General features: G+C 62.8%; 17 protein-coding genes. 9 read left to right on the top strand and 8 right to left on the bottom strand.

Translation table 11 applies throughout. The features are described 5' to 3' along the window. Entirely contained in the window at positions 1-669 is a 669-nt protein-coding gene (tcyL, locus tag ACTORR_RS12650) for a cystine ABC transporter permease (protein ID WP_313364411.1), read from the bottom strand. Next, a complete protein-coding gene (gene tcyJ, locus ACTORR_RS12645) occupies positions 666-1460 on the bottom strand; it encodes a cystine ABC transporter substrate-binding protein (RefSeq protein WP_262108974.1) in 795 nt (264 codons plus the stop codon). The genes tcyL and tcyJ overlap by 4 nt, the downstream gene beginning before the upstream one ends. Positions 1461-1733: 273 nt before the next feature. Between tcyJ and epsC the strand changes: the two genes are divergently transcribed. Together epsC and betT are read left to right on the top strand one after the other, a co-directional pair. Beyond that, complete coding sequence (gene epsC, locus ACTORR_RS12640) at positions 1734-2666, top strand: serine O-acetyltransferase EpsC (RefSeq protein ID WP_313364412.1); 933 nt, start codon at positions 1734-1736, stop codon at positions 2664-2666. A gap of 329 nt (positions 2667-2995) precedes the next feature. Continuing rightward, complete coding sequence (gene betT, locus ACTORR_RS12635; RefSeq protein WP_441344120.1) at positions 2996-4957, top strand: choline transporter BetT; 1962 nt, start codon at positions 2996-2998, stop codon at positions 4955-4957. A 56-nt stretch (positions 4958-5013) separates the two neighbouring features. Here betT and tauD read toward each other — a convergent pair whose 3' ends face one another. Genes tauD through tauA form a run of 4 tightly spaced genes read right to left on the bottom strand, consistent with a single transcriptional unit; the run spans position 5014 to position 8506 of the window. Further along, a complete protein-coding gene (gene tauD, locus ACTORR_RS12630; RefSeq protein WP_099813854.1) occupies positions 5014-5847 on the bottom strand; it encodes a taurine dioxygenase in 834 nt (277 codons plus the stop codon). Between the two features lie 49 nt (positions 5848-5896). Then, a complete protein-coding gene (gene tauC, locus ACTORR_RS12625) occupies positions 5897-6736 on the bottom strand; it encodes a taurine ABC transporter permease TauC (RefSeq protein ID WP_313364413.1) in 840 nt (279 codons plus the stop codon). After that, the gene (gene tauB, locus ACTORR_RS12620; protein ID WP_212632749.1) at positions 6733-7521 is read right to left on the bottom strand and encodes a taurine ABC transporter ATP-binding subunit; all 789 of its coding nucleotides are present in this window, start codon (positions 7519-7521) and stop codon (positions 6733-6735) included. The genes tauC and tauB overlap by 4 nt, the downstream gene beginning before the upstream one ends. A 13-nt stretch (positions 7522-7534) precedes the next feature. Beyond that, positions 7535-8506: a taurine ABC transporter substrate-binding protein gene (tauA, locus tag ACTORR_RS12615; RefSeq protein ID WP_313364414.1), complete on the bottom strand. Its 972-nt coding sequence runs from the start codon at positions 8504-8506 to the stop codon at positions 7535-7537. Between the two features lie 501 nt (positions 8507-9007). Between tauA and ACTORR_RS12610 the strand changes: the two genes are divergently transcribed. From ACTORR_RS12610 to ACTORR_RS12580, 7 genes are all read left to right on the top strand, one after another. Beyond that, positions 9008-10357 carry an OprD family outer membrane porin gene (locus ACTORR_RS12610; protein ID WP_313364415.1) on the top strand — a complete coding sequence of 450 codons (1350 nt, stop codon included), beginning with the start codon at positions 9008-9010 and terminating at the stop codon, positions 10355-10357. Between the two features lie 164 nt (positions 10358-10521). Continuing rightward, the gene (locus tag ACTORR_RS12605; RefSeq protein ID WP_054885922.1) at positions 10522-11160 is read left to right on the top strand and encodes a peroxiredoxin; all 639 of its coding nucleotides are present in this window, start codon (positions 10522-10524) and stop codon (positions 11158-11160) included. A gap of 299 nt (positions 11161-11459) precedes the next feature. Beyond that, positions 11460-12425, top strand: coding sequence for a sulfonate ABC transporter substrate-binding protein (locus ACTORR_RS12600; RefSeq protein WP_313364416.1), 966 nt, complete (start codon positions 11460-11462; stop codon positions 12423-12425). A 60-nt stretch (positions 12426-12485) separates the two neighbouring features. After that, on the top strand, positions 12486-13634 hold the full coding sequence (gene ssuD, locus ACTORR_RS12595) for an FMNH2-dependent alkanesulfonate monooxygenase (RefSeq protein WP_441343647.1): 1149 nt from the start codon (positions 12486-12488) through the stop codon (positions 13632-13634). A gap of 10 nt (positions 13635-13644) precedes the next feature. Further along, on the top strand, positions 13645-14442 hold the full coding sequence (gene ssuC, locus ACTORR_RS12590) for an aliphatic sulfonate ABC transporter permease SsuC (protein WP_313364418.1): 798 nt from the start codon (positions 13645-13647) through the stop codon (positions 14440-14442). After that, positions 14439-15251, top strand: a complete 813-nt coding sequence (gene ssuB, locus ACTORR_RS12585; protein WP_313364419.1) for an aliphatic sulfonates ABC transporter ATP-binding protein — start codon at positions 14439-14441, stop codon at positions 15249-15251. Before ssuC ends, ssuB begins: the two co-directional genes overlap by 4 nt. Positions 15252-15274: 23 nt before the next feature. Then, the gene (locus ACTORR_RS12580; protein WP_008095172.1) at positions 15275-15490 is read left to right on the top strand and encodes a TOBE domain-containing protein; all 216 of its coding nucleotides are present in this window, start codon (positions 15275-15277) and stop codon (positions 15488-15490) included. 121 nt (positions 15491-15611) lie between these two features. Here ACTORR_RS12580 and ACTORR_RS12575 read toward each other — a convergent pair whose 3' ends face one another. Continuing rightward, the gene (locus ACTORR_RS12575; RefSeq protein ID WP_054885917.1) at positions 15612-16244 is read right to left on the bottom strand and encodes a TetR/AcrR family transcriptional regulator; all 633 of its coding nucleotides are present in this window, start codon (positions 16242-16244) and stop codon (positions 15612-15614) included. After that, positions 16244-17821 carry a glutamate--cysteine ligase gene (gene gshA, locus ACTORR_RS12570; protein ID WP_313364420.1) on the bottom strand — a complete coding sequence of 526 codons (1578 nt, stop codon included), beginning with the start codon at positions 17819-17821 and terminating at the stop codon, positions 16244-16246. The genes ACTORR_RS12575 and gshA overlap by 1 nt, the downstream gene beginning before the upstream one ends. Between the last annotated feature and the right edge of the window lie 84 nt (positions 17822-17905).

Below are 17905 nucleotides of genomic sequence, written 5' to 3'. Positions count from 1 at the left end.
TCATTGCTCCTGGTCGTGCTGGTTGACCCGCGCTTCCATGCGGTTCTGGAAGTGCGCGAGGATGCTGCAGAGGACCCAGTAGATCACTGCAACGGCCAGGTACATGGTGAATACTTCGAAGGTGCGCGCGGTAATCAGCTGGGCCTGGCGGAACAGCTCGGGCACCTGGATGGTCGCGGCCAGCGCGGTGTCCTTGACCAGCGAGATGAAGCTGTTGCCCAGTGGTGGCAGCGCGGTGCGCAGTGCCTGAGGCAGGATCGCCCGGCGCATGGCCTGGGTGCGGGTCATGCCGATGCTGGCCGCAGCTTCCCACTGGCCACGGTCGATCGAGGAGATCGCCGCCCGCAGGATTTCGCAGATGTAAGCCGCCATGTTCAGTGACAAGCCGATCAGCGAGGCCGGGATCGGGTCGAGCTCGATGCCGACCTGTGGCATGCCGAAGTAGATCACGAACAGCTGCACCAGCAGCGGCGTGCCACGGAAGAACGACACGTAGATGCGTGCCAGCCAGTTCAGCGGCAAGATCTTCGACAGCCGCATCAGCGCCAGGGCAAAGCCCAGCACCAGGCCGAAGAACATGCCGCCCACACTGAGCAGCACCGTGTAACCCGCGCCCTTCAGCAGGAAGGGCGCGGAGTCAGCGACGAGTTGCAGGCTTTCAGCGATCATTTGGTGACATCGGCACCGAAGTATTTCTCGGACAGCTTGGCCAGCGTGCCGTCGGCCTTGAGTTTGTCGATGGCCTTGTTGATCGCTTCCAGCAGCTCAGGCTCGCCCTTGCGCAGCGCTACGCCGCTTTCCAGGCGCGAGAAGGCGTCGCCAGCCAGTTCGGTGTCCTTGGCCTTCTGGGCGTACTCCAGCGCTGCCAGGCGGTCGATGAGGATGGCGTCGATGCGGCCGTTGCGCAGGTCGGCGAACTTGCTCGGGTCGTCTTCATAGGTGCGCACGTCTGCCTTTGGCACGTCCTGCTTCACCCATTGCTCGTAGTTGGTACCCAGGCCGACACCGACTTTCTTGCCGGCCAGGTCCTGCGCGCTCTTGATGTTCAGCTGCTCGGCCTTCTTCTTCAGGATCAGCGCCTGGATGCCGGAGATGGTGTAGGGCTCGGAGAAGTCGTATTTCTTCTTGCGCTCCTCGGAAATGGTCACCTGGTTGACCACCACGTCCAGGCGCTTGGATTCCAGCGCGGCGAGGATGCCGTCCCACTTGGTCGGCTGGATCTTGGCCTTGACCCCCAGCTCCTTGGCCAGCAGCTCGGACAGCTCGACCTCGAAGCCGGTCAGCTTGCCGTTTTCATCCTGGAAGCTGAACGGTGGATAGGTACCTTCGAGACCGACGTTGATCACGCCCTTGTCCTTGATAGTCTTCAATTGCTCGCCGGCGAAGGCATGGCTGAGCAGGCCGGCACCCAGCAGGATGGCCAGGCTGGCGTTGAGAAGCGGTTTGGCAAATTTAGACATGGCATGGCCCCGCGCTTGTTGTGGAAGTAGTGGGTGGCGACTATAGAGTTGGCTTTATAGGTCAGGAAATAATAAAAACTTATTTTGTTATATCGATTTTGAGCCGTTCCGGGTTTTGGCTGCTTTGAGGGTAGGCCAGGATGCTGGCACCGTCATCGCGGCTTATGCCTGACTTAGCGCAGGATGGAATAAAGCGTTGTTTTTTCCAAGAGGCGGATTGCCGTAGAGTGGATTGCATAACGACAGATTGGTCACCCTGGGCAGGAGAACACCGTGAGCGAACAACCATCATCTGGGCACTGGCAACTGCACAGCATCGTCAGTGGCTTGCGCGGCGCCCGCGAACAATGGCGTAGCCGCAACGGCCGCAGCAGCGGCGAGCAGGGCGGGCGCGAGCTGCCGTCGCGCGAGGCCATGCGGCAGATTCTGGAACAGCTGTGCGGGGCGCTGTTCCCGATGCGCCTGGGCCCGGTCGACCTGCGCGAAGAGAGCGAGGATTTCTATGTTGGCCACACCCTCGACGCGGCGCTGACCGCGTTGCTGGCCCAGGCGCGGCTGGAACTGCGTTACGCCGCCCGCCAGAGCAAGACGGAACTGGAGGGCGTCGATGCCCGGGCCCTGCGCCTGATCCAGGATTTCGCGGCGGCCTTGCCGGGGCTGCGCGTGCTGCTCGATACCGATGTGCTGGCGGCTTATCACGGCGACCCGGCCGCGCGTAGTGTGGACGAGGTACTGCTGTGCTATCCGGGGATCCTGGCGATCATCCATCACCGTCTGGCCCACCACCTTTACCAGGCCGGTTTGCCGCTGCTGGCGCGGATCAGTTCGGAACTGGCGCATTCGGCCACCGGCATCGACATTCACCCCGGTGCGCAGATCGGCCAGAGCTTCTTCATCGACCACGGTACCGGTGTGGTGATTGGCGAGACCGCGATCATCGGTGAGCGGGTGCGCATCTATCAGGCGGTAACCCTGGGTGCCAAGCGTTTCCCCAGCGATGAATCGGGGACGCTGCACAAGGGGCTGGCTCGCCATCCGATCGTCGAGGACGATGTGGTGATCTATGCCGGGGCGACAATCCTGGGGCGCATCACCATCGGCAAGGGCTCGACCATTGGCGGCAACGTCTGGCTGACGCGCAGCGTGCCGGCCGAAAGCAACATTACCCAGGCTAACTTGCAGCTGGATTGCCAGGACAAGAACTGATCCGGGAAATTCATGGCTGTGCCGGCCCTTTCGCGGCTGAAGCCGCTCCCACAGATCGCGTAACGCTTAGTGTGGTGCGGTCCCTGTGGGAGCGGCTTCAGCCGCGAAAGGGCCATGACAGGAGGGCACCAATCGGCGCCCCGGTTCGCATTGAAATCCGATCCATGTTTAACTTGAACGCTTGTTCAATGAAAAAACGCTGGTCCGCTGCCGGTGTTCAACAGGAGGATTCCTTTGCTGAACCCGTTCATTCCGAACCTCACGTCGATCGACGAGGTGCCTGTCTCATGAGTGCACCGTCCCCATCCCTTGCCTCTGGCAAGATCCGCATGAACCCACCGGTGTTCTACTTCGCGGCAACATTCATTCTCCTCTTCGGGCTGGTGGTCATCGCCTTCCCGCAGGCGGCCGGCGAGTGGTTGCTGGCGGCGCAGAACTGGGCGGCCAACACGGTCGGCTGGTACTACATGCTGGCCATGACCCTGTACCTGGTGTTCGTGGTGGTCACCGCCTTGTCTGGCTACGGCAAGATCAAGCTCGGTGCCGACCATGACGAACCCGAGTTCAGTTACCTGTCCTGGGCCGGCATGCTGTTCGCCGCCGGCATCAGCATCACGCTGTTCTTCTTCTGCGTATCCGAACCGCTGACCCACATGCTCACCCCGCCCCAGGGCGAAGGCGGCACGGCCGAGGCCGGGCGTCAGGCGATGGAAATCCTGTTCCTGCACTGGGGCCTGCATGGCTGGGGCGTGTTCGCCTTCGTCGGCATGGCGCTGGCCTACTTCGCCTACCGGCACAACCTGCCACTGGCGTTGCGTTCGGCCTTGTATCCGTTGATCGGCAAGCGCATCAACGGCCCGATCGGCTATGCCGTGGATGGGTTCGGCATCATCGCCACGGTATTCGGCCTGGGCGCCGACATGGGGTTTGGTGTGCTGCACCTGAACGCCGGCCTCGACTACCTGTTCGGCATCAGCCATAGCCAATGGGTGCAGGTGATCCTCATCGCGCTGATGATGGGCGCGGCAGTCGCGGTCGCCGTGGCGGGGGTGGAAAAGGGCGTGCGGGTGATGAGCGACATCAACCTGTTCCTGGCCTGCGCGCTGCTGCTGTTCGTGCTGTTCGCCGGGCCTACCCAGCACCTGTTCAATACCCTGATCCAGAACCTGGGCGATTACCTCGGCGCCTTGCCGCGCAAGAGCTTCGATGTGTATGCCTACGGTGAGCAACGTGACTGGCTGGGTGGCTGGACGGTGTTCTACTGGGCCTGGTGGATTGCCTGGGCACCGTTCGTGGGCTTGTTCATTGCGCGCATCTCGCGTGGCCGCACCATCCGTGAATTCGTCTTCGGCGTGTTGCTGATTCCGCTGGGCTTCACCCTGGCGTGGATGTCGATCTTCGGCAACAGCGCGCTGGACCAAGTGATCAACCATGGCATGACCGCGCTCGGCCAGTCGGCATTGGACAACCCGTCGATGAGCCTGTACCTGCTCCTGGAAACCTACCCGTGGAGCAAGGTAGTCATCGCCGTGACGGTGTTCATCAGTTTCGTGTTCTTCGTCACCTCGGCTGATTCCGGCACGGTGGTGCTGTCGACCCTGTCCGCCAAGGGCGGCGGTGCTGACGAAGACGGGCCAAACTGGCTGCGTATCTTCTGGGGCGCGATGACGACGCTGATCACCAGCGGCCTGCTGTTCGCCGGCAGCATCGATTCGCTGAAGTCGGCAGTGGTGCTGACCTCGCTGCCGTTCTCGCTGATCCTGCTGTGCATGATGTGGGGGCTGCACAAGGCCTTCTACCTGGAGGGCCAGCGGCAGATCGCACAGATGCATTCGCTGGCACCCTTCGCCCAGTCACGCCGTGGCCGCGGTGGCTGGCGCCAACGCCTGAGCCAGGCCGTGCACTTCCCGTCGCGCGACGAGGTGTATCGCTTCATGGACGACGTGGTGCGTCCGGCGATTGCCGATGTGCGTGAGGTGTTCGAGCAGAAGGGCCTGGTGCTGGTGACCCAGGACGACCCGAGCCATGACAACGTCAGCCTGAAGGTAGGCCATGGCGAGGAGCAGCCGTTCATCTACCAGGTGCAGATGCGTGGCTACTTCACACCGTCGTTCGCGCTGGGTGGGCTGGGCACGCAGGAGTTGAAGAACCGCCGTTACTACCGGGCCGAAGTGCACCTGAGCGAAGGTAGCCAGAACTACGACCTGGTTGGCTACAGCAAGGAGCAGATCATCAACGACATCCTCGACCAGTACGAACGGCACATGCAGTTCCTGCATCTGGTTCGTTGATACCTGTACCGGCCTCTTCGCGGGCAAGCCCGCGAAGAGGCCGGTACAGGCAACAACTAGAAGGGCGCATCTCCAAGGATGGTCGCCCGATGCATCACCCGCCGGTTCGGCCGGTAATCATCAACCGCAAAATGCTGGGTCACGCGGTTGTCCCAGAACGCCACGTCATTTTCCTGCCAACGCCAGCGAATGCTGAACTCCGGCCGCGTGGCATGGGCGAACAGCAGCTTGAGCAGCGCCTCGCTTTCCAGCTCGCTCAGCTCATTGATGCGTGTGGTGAAACCTTCATTGACGAACAATGCCTTGCGACCGCTTACCGGATGCGTGCGCACCACCGGGTGCGACAGCGGCGGGTTGTTGCGCCGGGTCGCCTCCCAGCGCGCCAGGTCGTCGGCCGTGGTGCCAAAGCGCTCCAGGGGGAACGACTTGGTGAAGTCATGGGTGGCGGTCAGGCCATCGAGCATTTCGCGCAGCGGCGCCGACAAGGCATCGAAGGCCGCGATACCGCTGGCCCACAAGGTGTCGCCGCCATAGGCCGGCAACTGCTTGGCGCTGAGCACCGCGCCCAGCGCCGGGGTCGGCAGGAAGGTCACGTCGGTGTGCCACACGGCGTTGTCACGCACGTCGGTGACGGCCGTGTCGAGGATCAGCACCTGCGGCGTCTCTGGCACATTGGGGTAGATCGGGTGGATATGCAGGTCGCCGAAGCGGGCGGCGAAACGCGCCTGTTGCTCCGGGTTGAGCGGCTGGTTGCGGAAGAACAATACCTGATGCTGGAGCAGCGCCTGCTCGATGGCATCGCGTTGTTCGGCGCTGATGTCGCGGCTGATGTCCACGCCGCTGATCTGTGCGCCGAGCGCCGGGCTGAGGGGGGTAATGGTCAGGCTCATGTCGGTCTCTTCAATCGGGCGCCAGGGTGCTGGCGTGGTCAACAGGAATTCAGTGGCTCTGCCCGTGCCAGGGCACCAGCTTGCGTTGCAGGGCGCGCAGGCCCATCTCCAGGGCGAAGGCGATCAGGGCGATGAGCAGGATGCCCAGCACTACCACGTCGGTGACCAGGAACTGCGCCGCCGACTGCACCATGAAACCCAGGCCGCTGGTGGCGGCGATCAGTTCAGCGGCGACCAGGGTCGACCAGCCAACCCCTAAACCGATGCGGATCCCGGTCAGGATGTCGGGCAGGGCGCTGGGCAGGATCACGTGGCGGATCAGCTGCGCCCGGCTCGCGCCCAGCGACTGCGCCGCCCGCAGCTTGGCCGGGTCGACGGTACGCACCCCAGTGGCGGTGGCGATGGCGATCGGGGCGAAGATCGCCAGGTAGATCAGCAGCACCTTGGACAGCTCACCGATGCCGCACCAGATGACGATCAGCGGCAGGTAGGCCAGCGGCGGGATTGGCCGGTAGAACTCGATCAGCGGGTCGAGGACGCCACGGGCCACACGGTTGTAGCCGATGGCAATGCCGACCGGGATCGCGGTCAGGGTCGCGGCGATCAGGGCCAGGCCGATACGGCCCAGGCTGGCGCCCAGGTGCTGCCACAGGCTGGCGTCCATGTAACCTTGGGTGAGCAGGACCCAGGCCTTGGCCAGGATGTCGCCGGGCGAGGGCAGGAACAGCGGCTCGATCCAGCCGGCGGCCGTCACCAGCCACCAGGCGAACAGCAAGCTGACCAAGGTCAGGGTGCTGATCCAGCGAGTGGACAATGGGCGGCGCGCCTGGCGGGCGGGCCGGGTTTGAGTGTCGCGTTTGCCGGCGACCGGCAGATCCAGGCTGCTCATGCGCGCTCCTGCAGGCTTTGGCGTTGGGAGAACACGCGGGCCAGGACATGCTCGCGGGTTTCGATGAAGCGTGGGTCGGACTTGATCGCCCGGGCCGACTCGCCAGCTGCGTAGCGCTGGCCAAAGTCCAGTTGCAGGCGCTCGACCACGCGGCCGGGGTTGGGCGCCAGCAGCACCAGTTCGCTGGCCAGGAACACCGCTTCCTCGATGTCATGGGTGATCAGGAACACCGGTTTGGCGGTGCGCTGCCAGACTTGCAGCAGCAGTTCCTGCATCTGTTCGCGGGTGAAGGCGTCGAGGGCGCCGAACGGTTCGTCCATCAGCAGTACCCGCGGGTCGGCGGCCAGCGCCCGGGCCAGGCCCACGCGCTGTTTCTGGCCACCGGACAGCTGCCAGATGCGCCGTTCGCCGAAGCCGTCGAGGTCGACCAACGCCAGCATCTCGCGGGCCTTGGCCTCACGCTGGGCGCGCGGCACACCGGCCAGTTCCAGGCCGAAAGCGACGTTGCCCAGCACGTTCTGCCATGGCAGCAGGGCATCATCCTGGAACACCACGCCACGCTCGGCCCCCGGGCCTTGCACGGGCACGCCGTCGAGGCTGATGCGCCCGCCGCTCGGGGCAACGAAGCCGGCGATCAGGTTGAGCAGCGAGGTCTTGCCACTGCCGGATGGCCCCAGGGCCACCAGCAGCTGGCGTGGCCCAAGGCTCAGGTTGATGTCGGCCAGCACCGGGGCGGTGGTGCCGGGGTACTGTGCGCTGATGCGCTCCAGTTCGAGCAAGGCCATGGCAGGCTCCGGATCAGTTTGGAAGGAATTTGTCGCTGACGTACGGCGAATAGTCCGGCAACACGGCTTCGACTTTGCCTTGTTGCTTGAGGAAGGTGGCGGTATCGGTCAGTGCCTTGGTGGTCGGCGCACCCAGGGCGCTGGCCTGGTCAGCGGCCAATGGGTAGACGTTGCCTTGCAGCAGCACCGGAATGTCGCTGGGCTTGGCACCGGACAGCTTGGCCAGCTTGTCGATGTTGCCCTTGTCGGCCAGCCAGGCTTTCGGGTCCTTGCGGTAGTCGGCGTAGGCGTCGAGGGTGACCTTGGCGAACGCCTTGACCACGTCAGGGTGCTTGTCGGCAAAGTCCTTGCGCACGATCCAGGCATCGAAGGTCGGTGCGCCTTTTTCGGCCAGTTCGCCCGAGGTGATCAGCACCTTGCCGTTTTCCTTGGCTACACCGAGTGCCGGGTCCCAGACGTAGGTAGCGTCTATGTCGCCGCGCTTCCAGGCGGCGATGATCGCCGGTGGCGTAAGGTTGAGGATCTGCACCTTGGACGGGTCGATGTTCCAGCTTTTCAGCGCGGCCAGCAGGCTGTAGTGGCCGGTAGAAACGAACGGCACGGCGACTTTCTTGCCGATCAGGTCTTGTGGGGTCTTGATGCTGTCACGGGCGACCAGGGCCTCGCCGGCACCGATCTGGGTGGCAATGAGGAAGGTCTCGACCGGTAGCTTGCGAGTGGCGGCGGCAGCCAGAGGGCTTGAGCCGAGGTAGCCGATCTGGACGTCGCCACTGGCCACGGCGGTAATCACGTCCGCGCCGTTATCAAACTTGCGCCAGTCGATGCTGGCCTTGCTGGCTTTTTCATAATAGCCATCGACCTGGGCCACTTTGGCCGGGTCGACGGTGGTCTGGTAGGCAACGGTCAGGTCGGCGGCCTGGGCCAACCAGCTGGTGCTGGCGAGGGTCAGGGCGGCGAACAGGCGCAGCGGAGCGTGCGGGATCATGGTGAACCTCTCGTCAGGCAATGGATGTATTGGATGGCGAGAAGACTAGATGATCTAAGAAATCAAAAATAAATAACTTTTTAGAATTAGCTTAGGAGCCAAACGCTTTAACGCTGGCCACAGCTGAGAAAGGGCGGCTGGCGAAACAGTGATCCGCTGCTAACCTCTGTTCCCTTCGTGAGGGTGAGGAATTGGTTACTGGTCGGCAAACGTTTGCAAATAACTTAAAGGTATGATTGACATCGCCGATACAACTTTTCGTAGTAAAGGTTCCTACGATATTCCTTAAAAATCTTACAAATTCATAAAACGGTCATTTTGGATTTATAGGATTGTCATTATCCTGTAGCGCAGGGGGCGCCTTAGACCAAAGTCGAGAAATGTTTAGAAACGATTGACTAAATGGTCACGCTTTGGGGCTAATCGCCCATCCACGGTAGAGCAGGGCAACAGATCCTGCCGCCAGAGATACACAAGAATTAGAACGTAGAGGAGCAAAACATGTACAAGTCCAGCCTGGCTCTGGCCGTGGCAGTGGGGGTTTTCGCCCAAGCAGCAGGTGCCGCCGGTTTCGTTGAAGACAGCAAACTGTCGCTGAGCTCGCGCACCATGTACTTCAACAACGACAACCGTGATGCCCACGCCAGCCGCTCCACCAACTTCGAGCGTCCGGACCAACGCGAATCGGGTCAGGGCTTCAAGCTCGACTATATCTCGGGTTTCACCCCGGGTACCGTTGGCTTCGGTGTTGACGCCCAGGCGCTGTGGGGTATCCACCTGGATGGTGGCGAGGGTTACCACAAATCCGGTTTCTTCCCTGATGACGGCAAGGGCGCAGCTGCCCAGTGGGCTCGCTTCGGCGCCAATGCCAAGGCTCGCTTCTCCAAGACCGAAGCTCACTTCGGTAGCGCCCTGGCACCGAACCTGCCGATCCTGGTCTCCAACGATGGTCGTCTGCTGCCACAGACCTTCGAGGGTGGCACCATCCAGTCGAAAGAAATCGACAACCTGACCATTAACGCCGGCCAGCTGACCCACGCCATGGGTCGTGCTTCGAGCAACCGTACCGGTCTGTCCGTTGCTGGCGCCACTGCAGAAAGCAACAAGTTCCGCTTCGGTGGCCTGGACTACAAGCTCACTCCAGACCTGACCCTGCAGTACTACTACTCGAACCTGGAAGACTTCTACAAGCAGCACTTCCTGGGCGCGACCCACGTCTTCAAAATCGCTGACAACCAGTCGTTCAAGACCGACCTGCGCTATTTCGACAGCAGCAGCGACGGTAAAAACGGCAACGACAGCACTTACAACTTCAACAACAACGGTGGCTACGCCAAGAACACTGGCGAGGTCGACAACAAGACCTGGTCCGCCATGTTCACCTACACCCTGGGTGGCCACGCGTTCATGGTTGGCCGTCAGCAGGTTAGCGATGATGGTGGCTTCGTCTGGCTGAACCAAGGCAACCTGGTGAACGACAGCGGCACTTCCGAAGGTGCCGGTGGCTCCAGCTTCTACCTGTTCACCGACAGCATGATCAACCAGTTCGCCCGTGCCGGTGAGAACACCAACTTCGGCCAGTACTCCTACGACTTCGCTTCGCTGGGCGTTCCGGGCCTGAAGGCTTCGATTGCCTACCTGCGCGGTGACGACATTCGTTACAAGAGCGGCCATGGCACCTACAACGAGTGGGAACGTGACGCTCGCGTCGACTACACCATTCAGGAAGGCACCCTCAAAGGCCTGGGCTTCAGCCTGCGTCAAGGCGTCTACCGTGGCGGTAGCAACGAAGCCAGCGCCGACCAGGATCAGGCTCGCTTCATCGTGAACTACACTTACAGCTTCCTGTAAGCCGTAGCCACACAGAAAGCCTCGCCTAGTGCGAGGCTTTTTTATGTCCGCGCGTTCGTATGCTCAAAGGCTATAAATAAATCATTATTTATTCTTTTTATTTCACATCGAATGCAGGCACATTGAACCCACAACGCCAGAACACAGCACAGGAGCCGCACCCCATGAGCCTCAAACTCGGCGACATCGCCCCGGACTTCGAGCAGGAGTCCAGTGAAGGCAAGATCCGCTTCCACGAATGGCTGGGCAACAGCTGGGGTGTGCTGTTCTCCCACCCGGCGGACTTTACCCCGGTGTGCACCACCGAGCTGGGCCTGACCGCCAAGCTCAAGGACGACTTCGCCAAGCGCGGCGTGAAGGCCATCGCCCTGTCGGTCGACCCGGTCGAGTCGCACCACAAGTGGATCGAGGATATCAACGAGACCCAGAACACCGTGGTCAATTTCCCGATCATCGCCGATGCCGACCGCAAGGTCTCCGACCTGTACGACCTGATCCACCCCAACGCCAGCGACACCCTCACCGTGCGCTCGCTGTTCGTCATCGACCCGAACAAGAAGGTGCGCCTGACCATTACCTACCCGGCCAGTACCGGGCGCAACTTCAACGAAATCCTGCGGGTGATCGACTCGCTGCAGCTCACCGACAACCACAAGGTCGCCACGCCAGGTAACTGGCAGGACGGCGACGAGGTGGTGATCGTGCCCTCGCTGAAGGACGAAGACGAAATCAAGCAGCGCTTCCCGAAAGGTTATCGGGCGGTGAAACCCTATCTGCGGCTGACCCCGCAACCCAATCGCTGATGAATTCCTCGTTGCATTGCTCTTAGCCATAGCAGGGATTTTCGGGCCGTTTCGACGGCCCTTTTTTATGCCTGTGAGAAAAGTACTGGCTTCTTCGCGGGTAAACCCGCTCCCACAGGTAAAGCGCTGGCTCTTGGGTCAAAAGGTAAAAATAGAATAAACAAATGAAAAAATATGATTTCTAGATATATAAACTGACTGGTAATGTCACCTCAACAGCACACAAGCTCCACCACCTTACTCGCCCGCCAACGAGGCAAGCAGGTGCAACCCGAACCCAACTCGCACAGGAGAGCGCCATGCGCACAGTCTTCTTGCGTCGTGGTCTGGTCGCCCTGTTTGCGGCGGCTGTGTCCTTCGGCGCCATCACCCAAGCCCAGGCCGAGAGCCTGCGCATCGGTTACCAGAAATACGGCACCCTGGTGCTGCTCAAGGCCAAGGGCACGCTGGAGAAGCGCCTGGCCGAGCAGGGCGTGCAAGTGCAGTGGACCGAGTTCCCCGGTGGCCCGCAGCTGCTCGAAGGGCTGAACGTCGGTTCCATCGACTTCGGCGTCACTGGCGAGACGCCGCCGGTATTCGCTCAGGCCGCTGGCGCCGATCTGCTCTACGTGGCCTACGAGCCACCAGCGCCGCACAGCGAAGCCATCCTCGTGCCGAAGGGCTCGCCGATCCAGTCGGTGAAGGACCTCAAAGGCAAGAAAGTCGCCCTCAACAAAGGCTCCAACGTTCACTACCTGTTGGTCCGTGCCCTGCAGGATGCAGGCCTCACTTACAGCGACATCCAGCCCGTCTACCTGCCGCCTGCCGATGCCCGCGCCGCTTTCGAACGCGGCAGCGTCGATGCCTGGGTGATCTGGGACCCCTACCAGGCGGCCGCCGAGCAACAGTTGCAGGCCCGTACCCTGCGTGACGGCAAGGGCCTGGTCGACAACCACCAGTTCTATCTGGCTACCCGCACCTACGCCATCCAGCACCCGGCGGTGATCAGCACCCTGATCGACGAGGTACGCGCAGTGGGCCAATGGTCCCAGGCCAACCCGCAGGAAGTCACCGATCAGGTCGCGCCGCTGCTTGGCCTGCCCGCCGATATCACCCTGACCTCGGTTAAACGCCAGGGCTACGGTGCTCAGCCGCTCACCCCGCAAGTGGTGGCCGCACAACAGAAGATTGCCGACACCTTCCAGGCGCTCAAGCTGATTCCCAAGCCGCTGAGCATCAAGGACGTGATCTGGACACCCCCGGCCAAGGTCGCCACCGCGCCTTGATTGATCCGCCTGCGCCGGGGCGCCGCCCTGGCCTGCGCCACCCTTGAGGAGACAACTCCAATGAGCCTTAACATTTTCTGGTTCCTCCCTACCCACGGTGACGGCAAGTACCTGGGCACCTCCGACGGCGCCCGCGCAGTCGATCACGGCTACCTGCAACAGATCGCCCAAGCCGCCGACCGCCTCGGTTTTGGTGGGGTGCTGATCCCTACCGGGCGGTCCTGCGAGGACTCCTGGCTGGTGGCAGCGTCGTTGATTCCGGTGACCCAGCGCCTGAAGTTCCTCGTGGCCCTGCGCCCGGGCATCATTTCGCCGACCGTGGCCGCACGCCAGGCCGCTACCCTCGATCGGCTTTCCAACGGCCGTGCGCTGTTCAACCTGGTGACCGGCGGCGACCCTGATGAACTGGCCGGCGATGGCCTGCACCTGAACCACCAGGAGCGCTACGAAGCCTCGGTCGAGTTCACCCGCATCTGGCGCAAGGTGCTGGAAGGCGAAACCGTCGACTACGACGGCAAGCACATCCAGGTGAAGGGCGCCAAACTGCTCTATCCGCCGATTCAGCAGCCGCGCCCGCCACTGTACTTCGGCGGCTCTTCGGAGGCTGCCCAGGACCTCGCCGCCGAGCAGGTCGAGCTGTACCTGACCTGGGGCGAGCCGCCAAGCGCCGTTGCCGAGAAAATCGCCCAGGTGCGTGAGAAGGCCGCTGCGCAGGGCCGCGAAGTCCGCTTCGGCATTCGCCTGCATGTGATCGTGCGTGAAACCAACGAAGAAGCCTGGGCTGCCGCAGACAAGCTGATCTCGCACCTGGACGACGATACCATCGCCCGTGCCCAGGCCTCGCTGGCCCGTTTCGACTCGGTCGGCCAGCAGCGCATGGCGGCCTTGCACAAGGGCAACCGCGACAATCTCGAGGTCAGCCCCGACCTCTGGGCCGGTGTCGGCCTGGTGCGTGGCGGTGCCGGCACCGCGCTGGTCGGCGATGGCCCGACCGTGGCGGCACGGGTCAAGGAATACGCCGAGCTGGGTATCGATACGTTCATCTTCTCCGGCTATCCACACCTGGAAGAGTCGTATCGGGTGGCCGAACTGCTGTTCCCGCACCTCGATGTGCAGCGCCCGGAGCAAGCCAAGACTGGCGGCTACGTGAGCCCGTTCGGTGAGATGGTCGCCAACGACATCCTGCCCAAGTCCGTCGCGCAGAGCTGAGGGCCGGGCCATGAGTCGAGCAACCTCCACCACCCTGAGCCAGCGCCTGGCGCCGTGGGCGCTGCCAGTGCTGCTGCTGGCAGCCTGGCAACTGGCGGTCAGCGCCGGCTGGCTGTCGACCCGTATCCTGCCTGCGCCGAGCGCGGTGGTCAGTGCGGGTGTCGAGCTGGTGCGCAGCGGTGAAATCTGGACCCACCTGGCGATCAGCGGCTGGCGGGCCGGGCTGGGCTTCTTGATTGGCGGCAGCATCGGGCTGGTGCTGGGCTTCATCACCGGCCTGTCGAACTGGGGCGAACGCCTGCTCGACAGCTCGGTGCAGATGATCCGCAACGTGCCGCACCTGGCGCTGATCCCCTTGGTGATCCTGTGGTTCGGTATCGATGAGTCGGCGAAGATCTTCCTGGTCGCGCTGGGCACGCTGTTCCCGATCTACCTGAACACCTACCACGGCATCCGCAATGTCGACCCGGCACTGGTGGAAATGGCCCGCAGCTATGGCTTGTCCGGCTTCGGCCTGTTCCGCCAGGTGATCCTGCCCGGTGCGCTGCCCTCGATCCTGGTCGGTGTGCGCTTCGCCCTGGGCTTCATGTGGCTGACGCTGATCGTCGCCGAGACCATTTCGGCCAGCTCCGGCATCGGTTACCTGGCCATGAATGCCCGTGAATTCCTGCAGACCGACGTGGTGGTGCTGGCCATCGTCCTGTACGCCGTGCTCGGCAAGCTCGCCGACCTTGCTGCCCGCGGCCTGGAGCGGGTGTGGCTGCGCTGGCACCCGGCTTACCAGGTGGCGAAGAAGGAGGGCGCATGACCGTGCTCAAGGAACAGCCGCCACGCCTGCTGCGTGGTATCCCGCTGGCCGCCAACGGCCTGCGCAAGGCCTTCGGCCAGCGGGAAGTATTGAAAGGTATCGACCTGCATATCCCGGCCGGGCAGTTCGTGGCCATCGTCGGTCGCAGCGGTTGCGGCAAGAGCACCTTGCTGCGCTTGTTGGCCGGTCTCGATCAGCCGACTTCCGGACAGTTGCTGGCCGGAGCCGCCCAGCTGAGCGAAGCCCGCGAGGAAACCCGGCTGATGTTCCAGGAGGCGCGCCTGCTGCCTTGGAAAAAGGTGATCGACAACGTCGGCCTGGGGCTCAGCGGCAACTGGCGCCAGGGCGCTCTGGATGCGCTGGAGGCGGTCGGCCTGGCTGATCGTGCCAACGAATGGCCGGCGGCGTTGTCCGGTGGCCAGAAGCAGCGTGTGGCCCTGGCCCGGGCCTTGATCCACCAACCGCGCCTGCTGCTGCTGGATGAGCCGCTGGGCGCGCTGGATGCCCTGACCCGCATCGAGATGCAGCAACTGATCGAACGCCTGTGGCGTCAGCACGGCTTTACCGTGCTGCTGGTGACCCACGACGTCAATGAGGCGGTGGCTGTCGCGGATCGGGTAATCCTGATCGAAGACGGCGAAGTCGGCCTCGACCTTACCGTTGACCTGGCCAGGCCAAGGGCGCGTGGTTCGCACCGCCTGGCCGCGCTGGAAAGCGAAGTGCTCAACCGTGTTCTGTCGGCTCCGGGTACTCCGCCCGAGCCGGACCCTGTAGCCCCTTTGCCCACGCAACTGCGTTGGGCGCACTGAAGCCAAAGAGAAGGAATCAAGCCATGACCATCAAAGCGATCAACGTCCGTAACCAGTTCAAAGGCACCGTGAAAGAAATCCTCGAAGGCCCGGTATTGTCGGAAATCGACGTGCAGACTGCCTCGGGTATCGTCACTTCGGTGATTACAACCCGCTCGGTGAAAGAGCTGGAACTGCAAGTGGGCAGCGAAGTGATCGCCTTCGTGAAATCGACTGAAGTGTCCATTGCCAAACTGTGATGTTGGCATTTGGGACTGCTTTGCAGTCCTTTCGCGACACAAGGCCGCTCCTACAGAAATCACTCGATCCCTGTAGGAGCGGCCTTGTGTCGCGAAAGGCCGCACAGCGGCCCCAATAATGTCAGCCCTGACGCTTGGCCAGGAAAGGCGGCAGGTAAAGGCCCAGATACGCCTCGAACACCCGCTTGCCTTCTTCGGCCATGCGCGGCGTGATCGCCTCATGCAACTGCACTGACCGCGCATACACCCGGTCACTCAATTCCATCGCCAAGGCAAACACATCCACATCTGTCGGCATCACCGGCAGGTGAAAGTGCTGGTCGAACAGCTTTTGCATCAGGTCGCCCAGCTCCATGTCGTGCTGCCGGTCGGCCTGCACCACTTCACTGAGCCCATGCTGGGCCAGAATCAACTGCCGTGCCGCCGCATCCTCGTTGTAGATGTCGAGCATGCGCTGCTCGATCAGCCGCGAAAGCTCATGCCAGGTGGTGAACGCGCCGCTGTCGATCGGTGCGCGCAAGGCCTCGCGAAATGCCCGATGCACATCAGCGGTCAGCGCCTCCAGCAAGGCCGGGACGCTGGCGAAGAAGTGGTACACCGACGACGGCGGAATCTGCGCCCGCTCGGCCACGCTGTAGATCGAAAGCGCCGCCACCCCTTGTTCGGCCAACAGCTCACGTGCACAGGCCAGGATCGCTTCGATCCTGGCCTGGCTGCTGGCGCGTGGCTTGCGTGGGGTGGCGGTGCGGTTCATCAGTTGCTGATTGCCAGGATGCTGGCCTGGTAGGCGCCGACGAACAGGTCGAAGTCACCGACTTCTTCCTGCTCCAGCTCGGACTGCTTGGCGAGCGACTCGCGGGCCAAGGTCTCGAAGGCCTGTTGCTGCTCGACCGACAGCGGTTGCTCGCGGAAGGTCTCGGCATGCAGGCGGCTCTGGCGCAGGGAGAACTGGACGAAGGATTCGTCGTGCTCGGTCATGCGCGCCAGCACCTGGGCCGACGGGGTCAGCGAGGCGTCATCGACCTTGGCCTGCTGGGCAGCCAGGGCCCTGGCGTGTTCGTCGCCACCCTGGGCGCTGTCGAGCAACGCCGCCAGCTGGCCGATGCGGCTGATCAGCTCGGTAGCCCATTCGCGCAGCGCGACTGGCTGGCCGTTGCGCTGCAGTTTCAGCTCCGGGCGACGGCCTTCCTTGACCACGGTAAGGAAGTTGCTGGTGCACTGGCCGCACTCGCCGTTGTCCAGCTGCGGGCTTTCTTCAAGGGCGCAGAACAACAGGAAGGCGTCGAGGAAGCGCGCTTCGGTCAGGTCGATGCCCACCGGCAGGAACGGGTTGATGTCCAGGCAGCGCACTTCGACGTACTGCACGCCGCGCGAGGTCAGCGCCTGGATCGGCCGCTCTCCGGTGTAGGTAACGCGTTTCGGGCGGATGTTCGAGTAGTACTCGTTCTCGATCTGCAGGATGTTGGTGTTCAACTGCACCCATTCGCCATCCACATGCGTACCGACCTCGACATAAGGCGGGTAGGGCGTGCCCACCGCCTTGCGCAGGCTGTCGGTATAGCTGGCGAGGTTGTTGTAGCAGGGCGTGAGGCCGGCCTGGGCGTTGCTCTGGTAGCCCAGGTCGCTCATGCGCAGGCTGGTGGCATAAGGCAGGTACAGGGTTTCGGCGTCGAGTTCTTCGAGCTGGTGCGGGCGGCCGCGCAGGAAGCCCTTGTCCAGTGCTGGCGAGGCACCGAACAGGTACATCAGCAGCCAGCTGTAGCGGCGGAAGTTGCGGATCAGCGCAATGTACGCCGAGGACTGGTAGTCGCGATCGCTTTCCTCGCCGCCTTCGGCATCGCGCAGCAGCGGCCACAGCGCTTCCGGCAGGGAGAAGTTGTAATGAATGCCGGCGATGCACTGCATGGTGCGGCCGTAGCGCAGGGCCAGGCCCTTGCGGTAGACGTGCTTGAGCTTGCCGATGTTCGAAGTGCCGTACTCGGCGATCGGGATATCCTCCTCGGCCGGCAACGTGCAAGGCATCGACGGACTCCACAAATACTCGTCGCGAAGCTTGCTGTAGACGAAGCGGTGGGTCTGTTCGAGGCTTTCGAGCACCTCGGCCGGGTCGGCCAGCGCCGGTGTGATGAACTCCAGCAGCGACTCGGAATAGTCGGTGGTGATCTGCTCGTTGGTCAGCGCCGAGCCCAGTGCCTCGGGGTGCGGGGTCTGGGCCAGGCGACCTTCGTCGGTCACGCGCAGGCATTCGCGCTCAATACCGTGCAGGCACTGCTTGAGCAGGGGGAGATTGGCGCCGAGCAAGCTCAGGCGGCGGTTGAGGAGGTCGCTCAAGATGTATTCCTTCACGCGTCAGTCGCCCCAATATGGGGGTAGAGCTGACGGTCTACAAGGGTAGGAAGAAAGGAACTGGCGTTG

The organism is Pseudomonas sp. SAR267, assembly GCF_052077595.1.
Taxonomy (GTDB): Bacteria; Pseudomonadota; Gammaproteobacteria; order Pseudomonadales; family Pseudomonadaceae; genus Aquipseudomonas; species Aquipseudomonas vlassakiae.
This window is presented reverse-complemented; position numbering and strand designations above follow the sequence as displayed.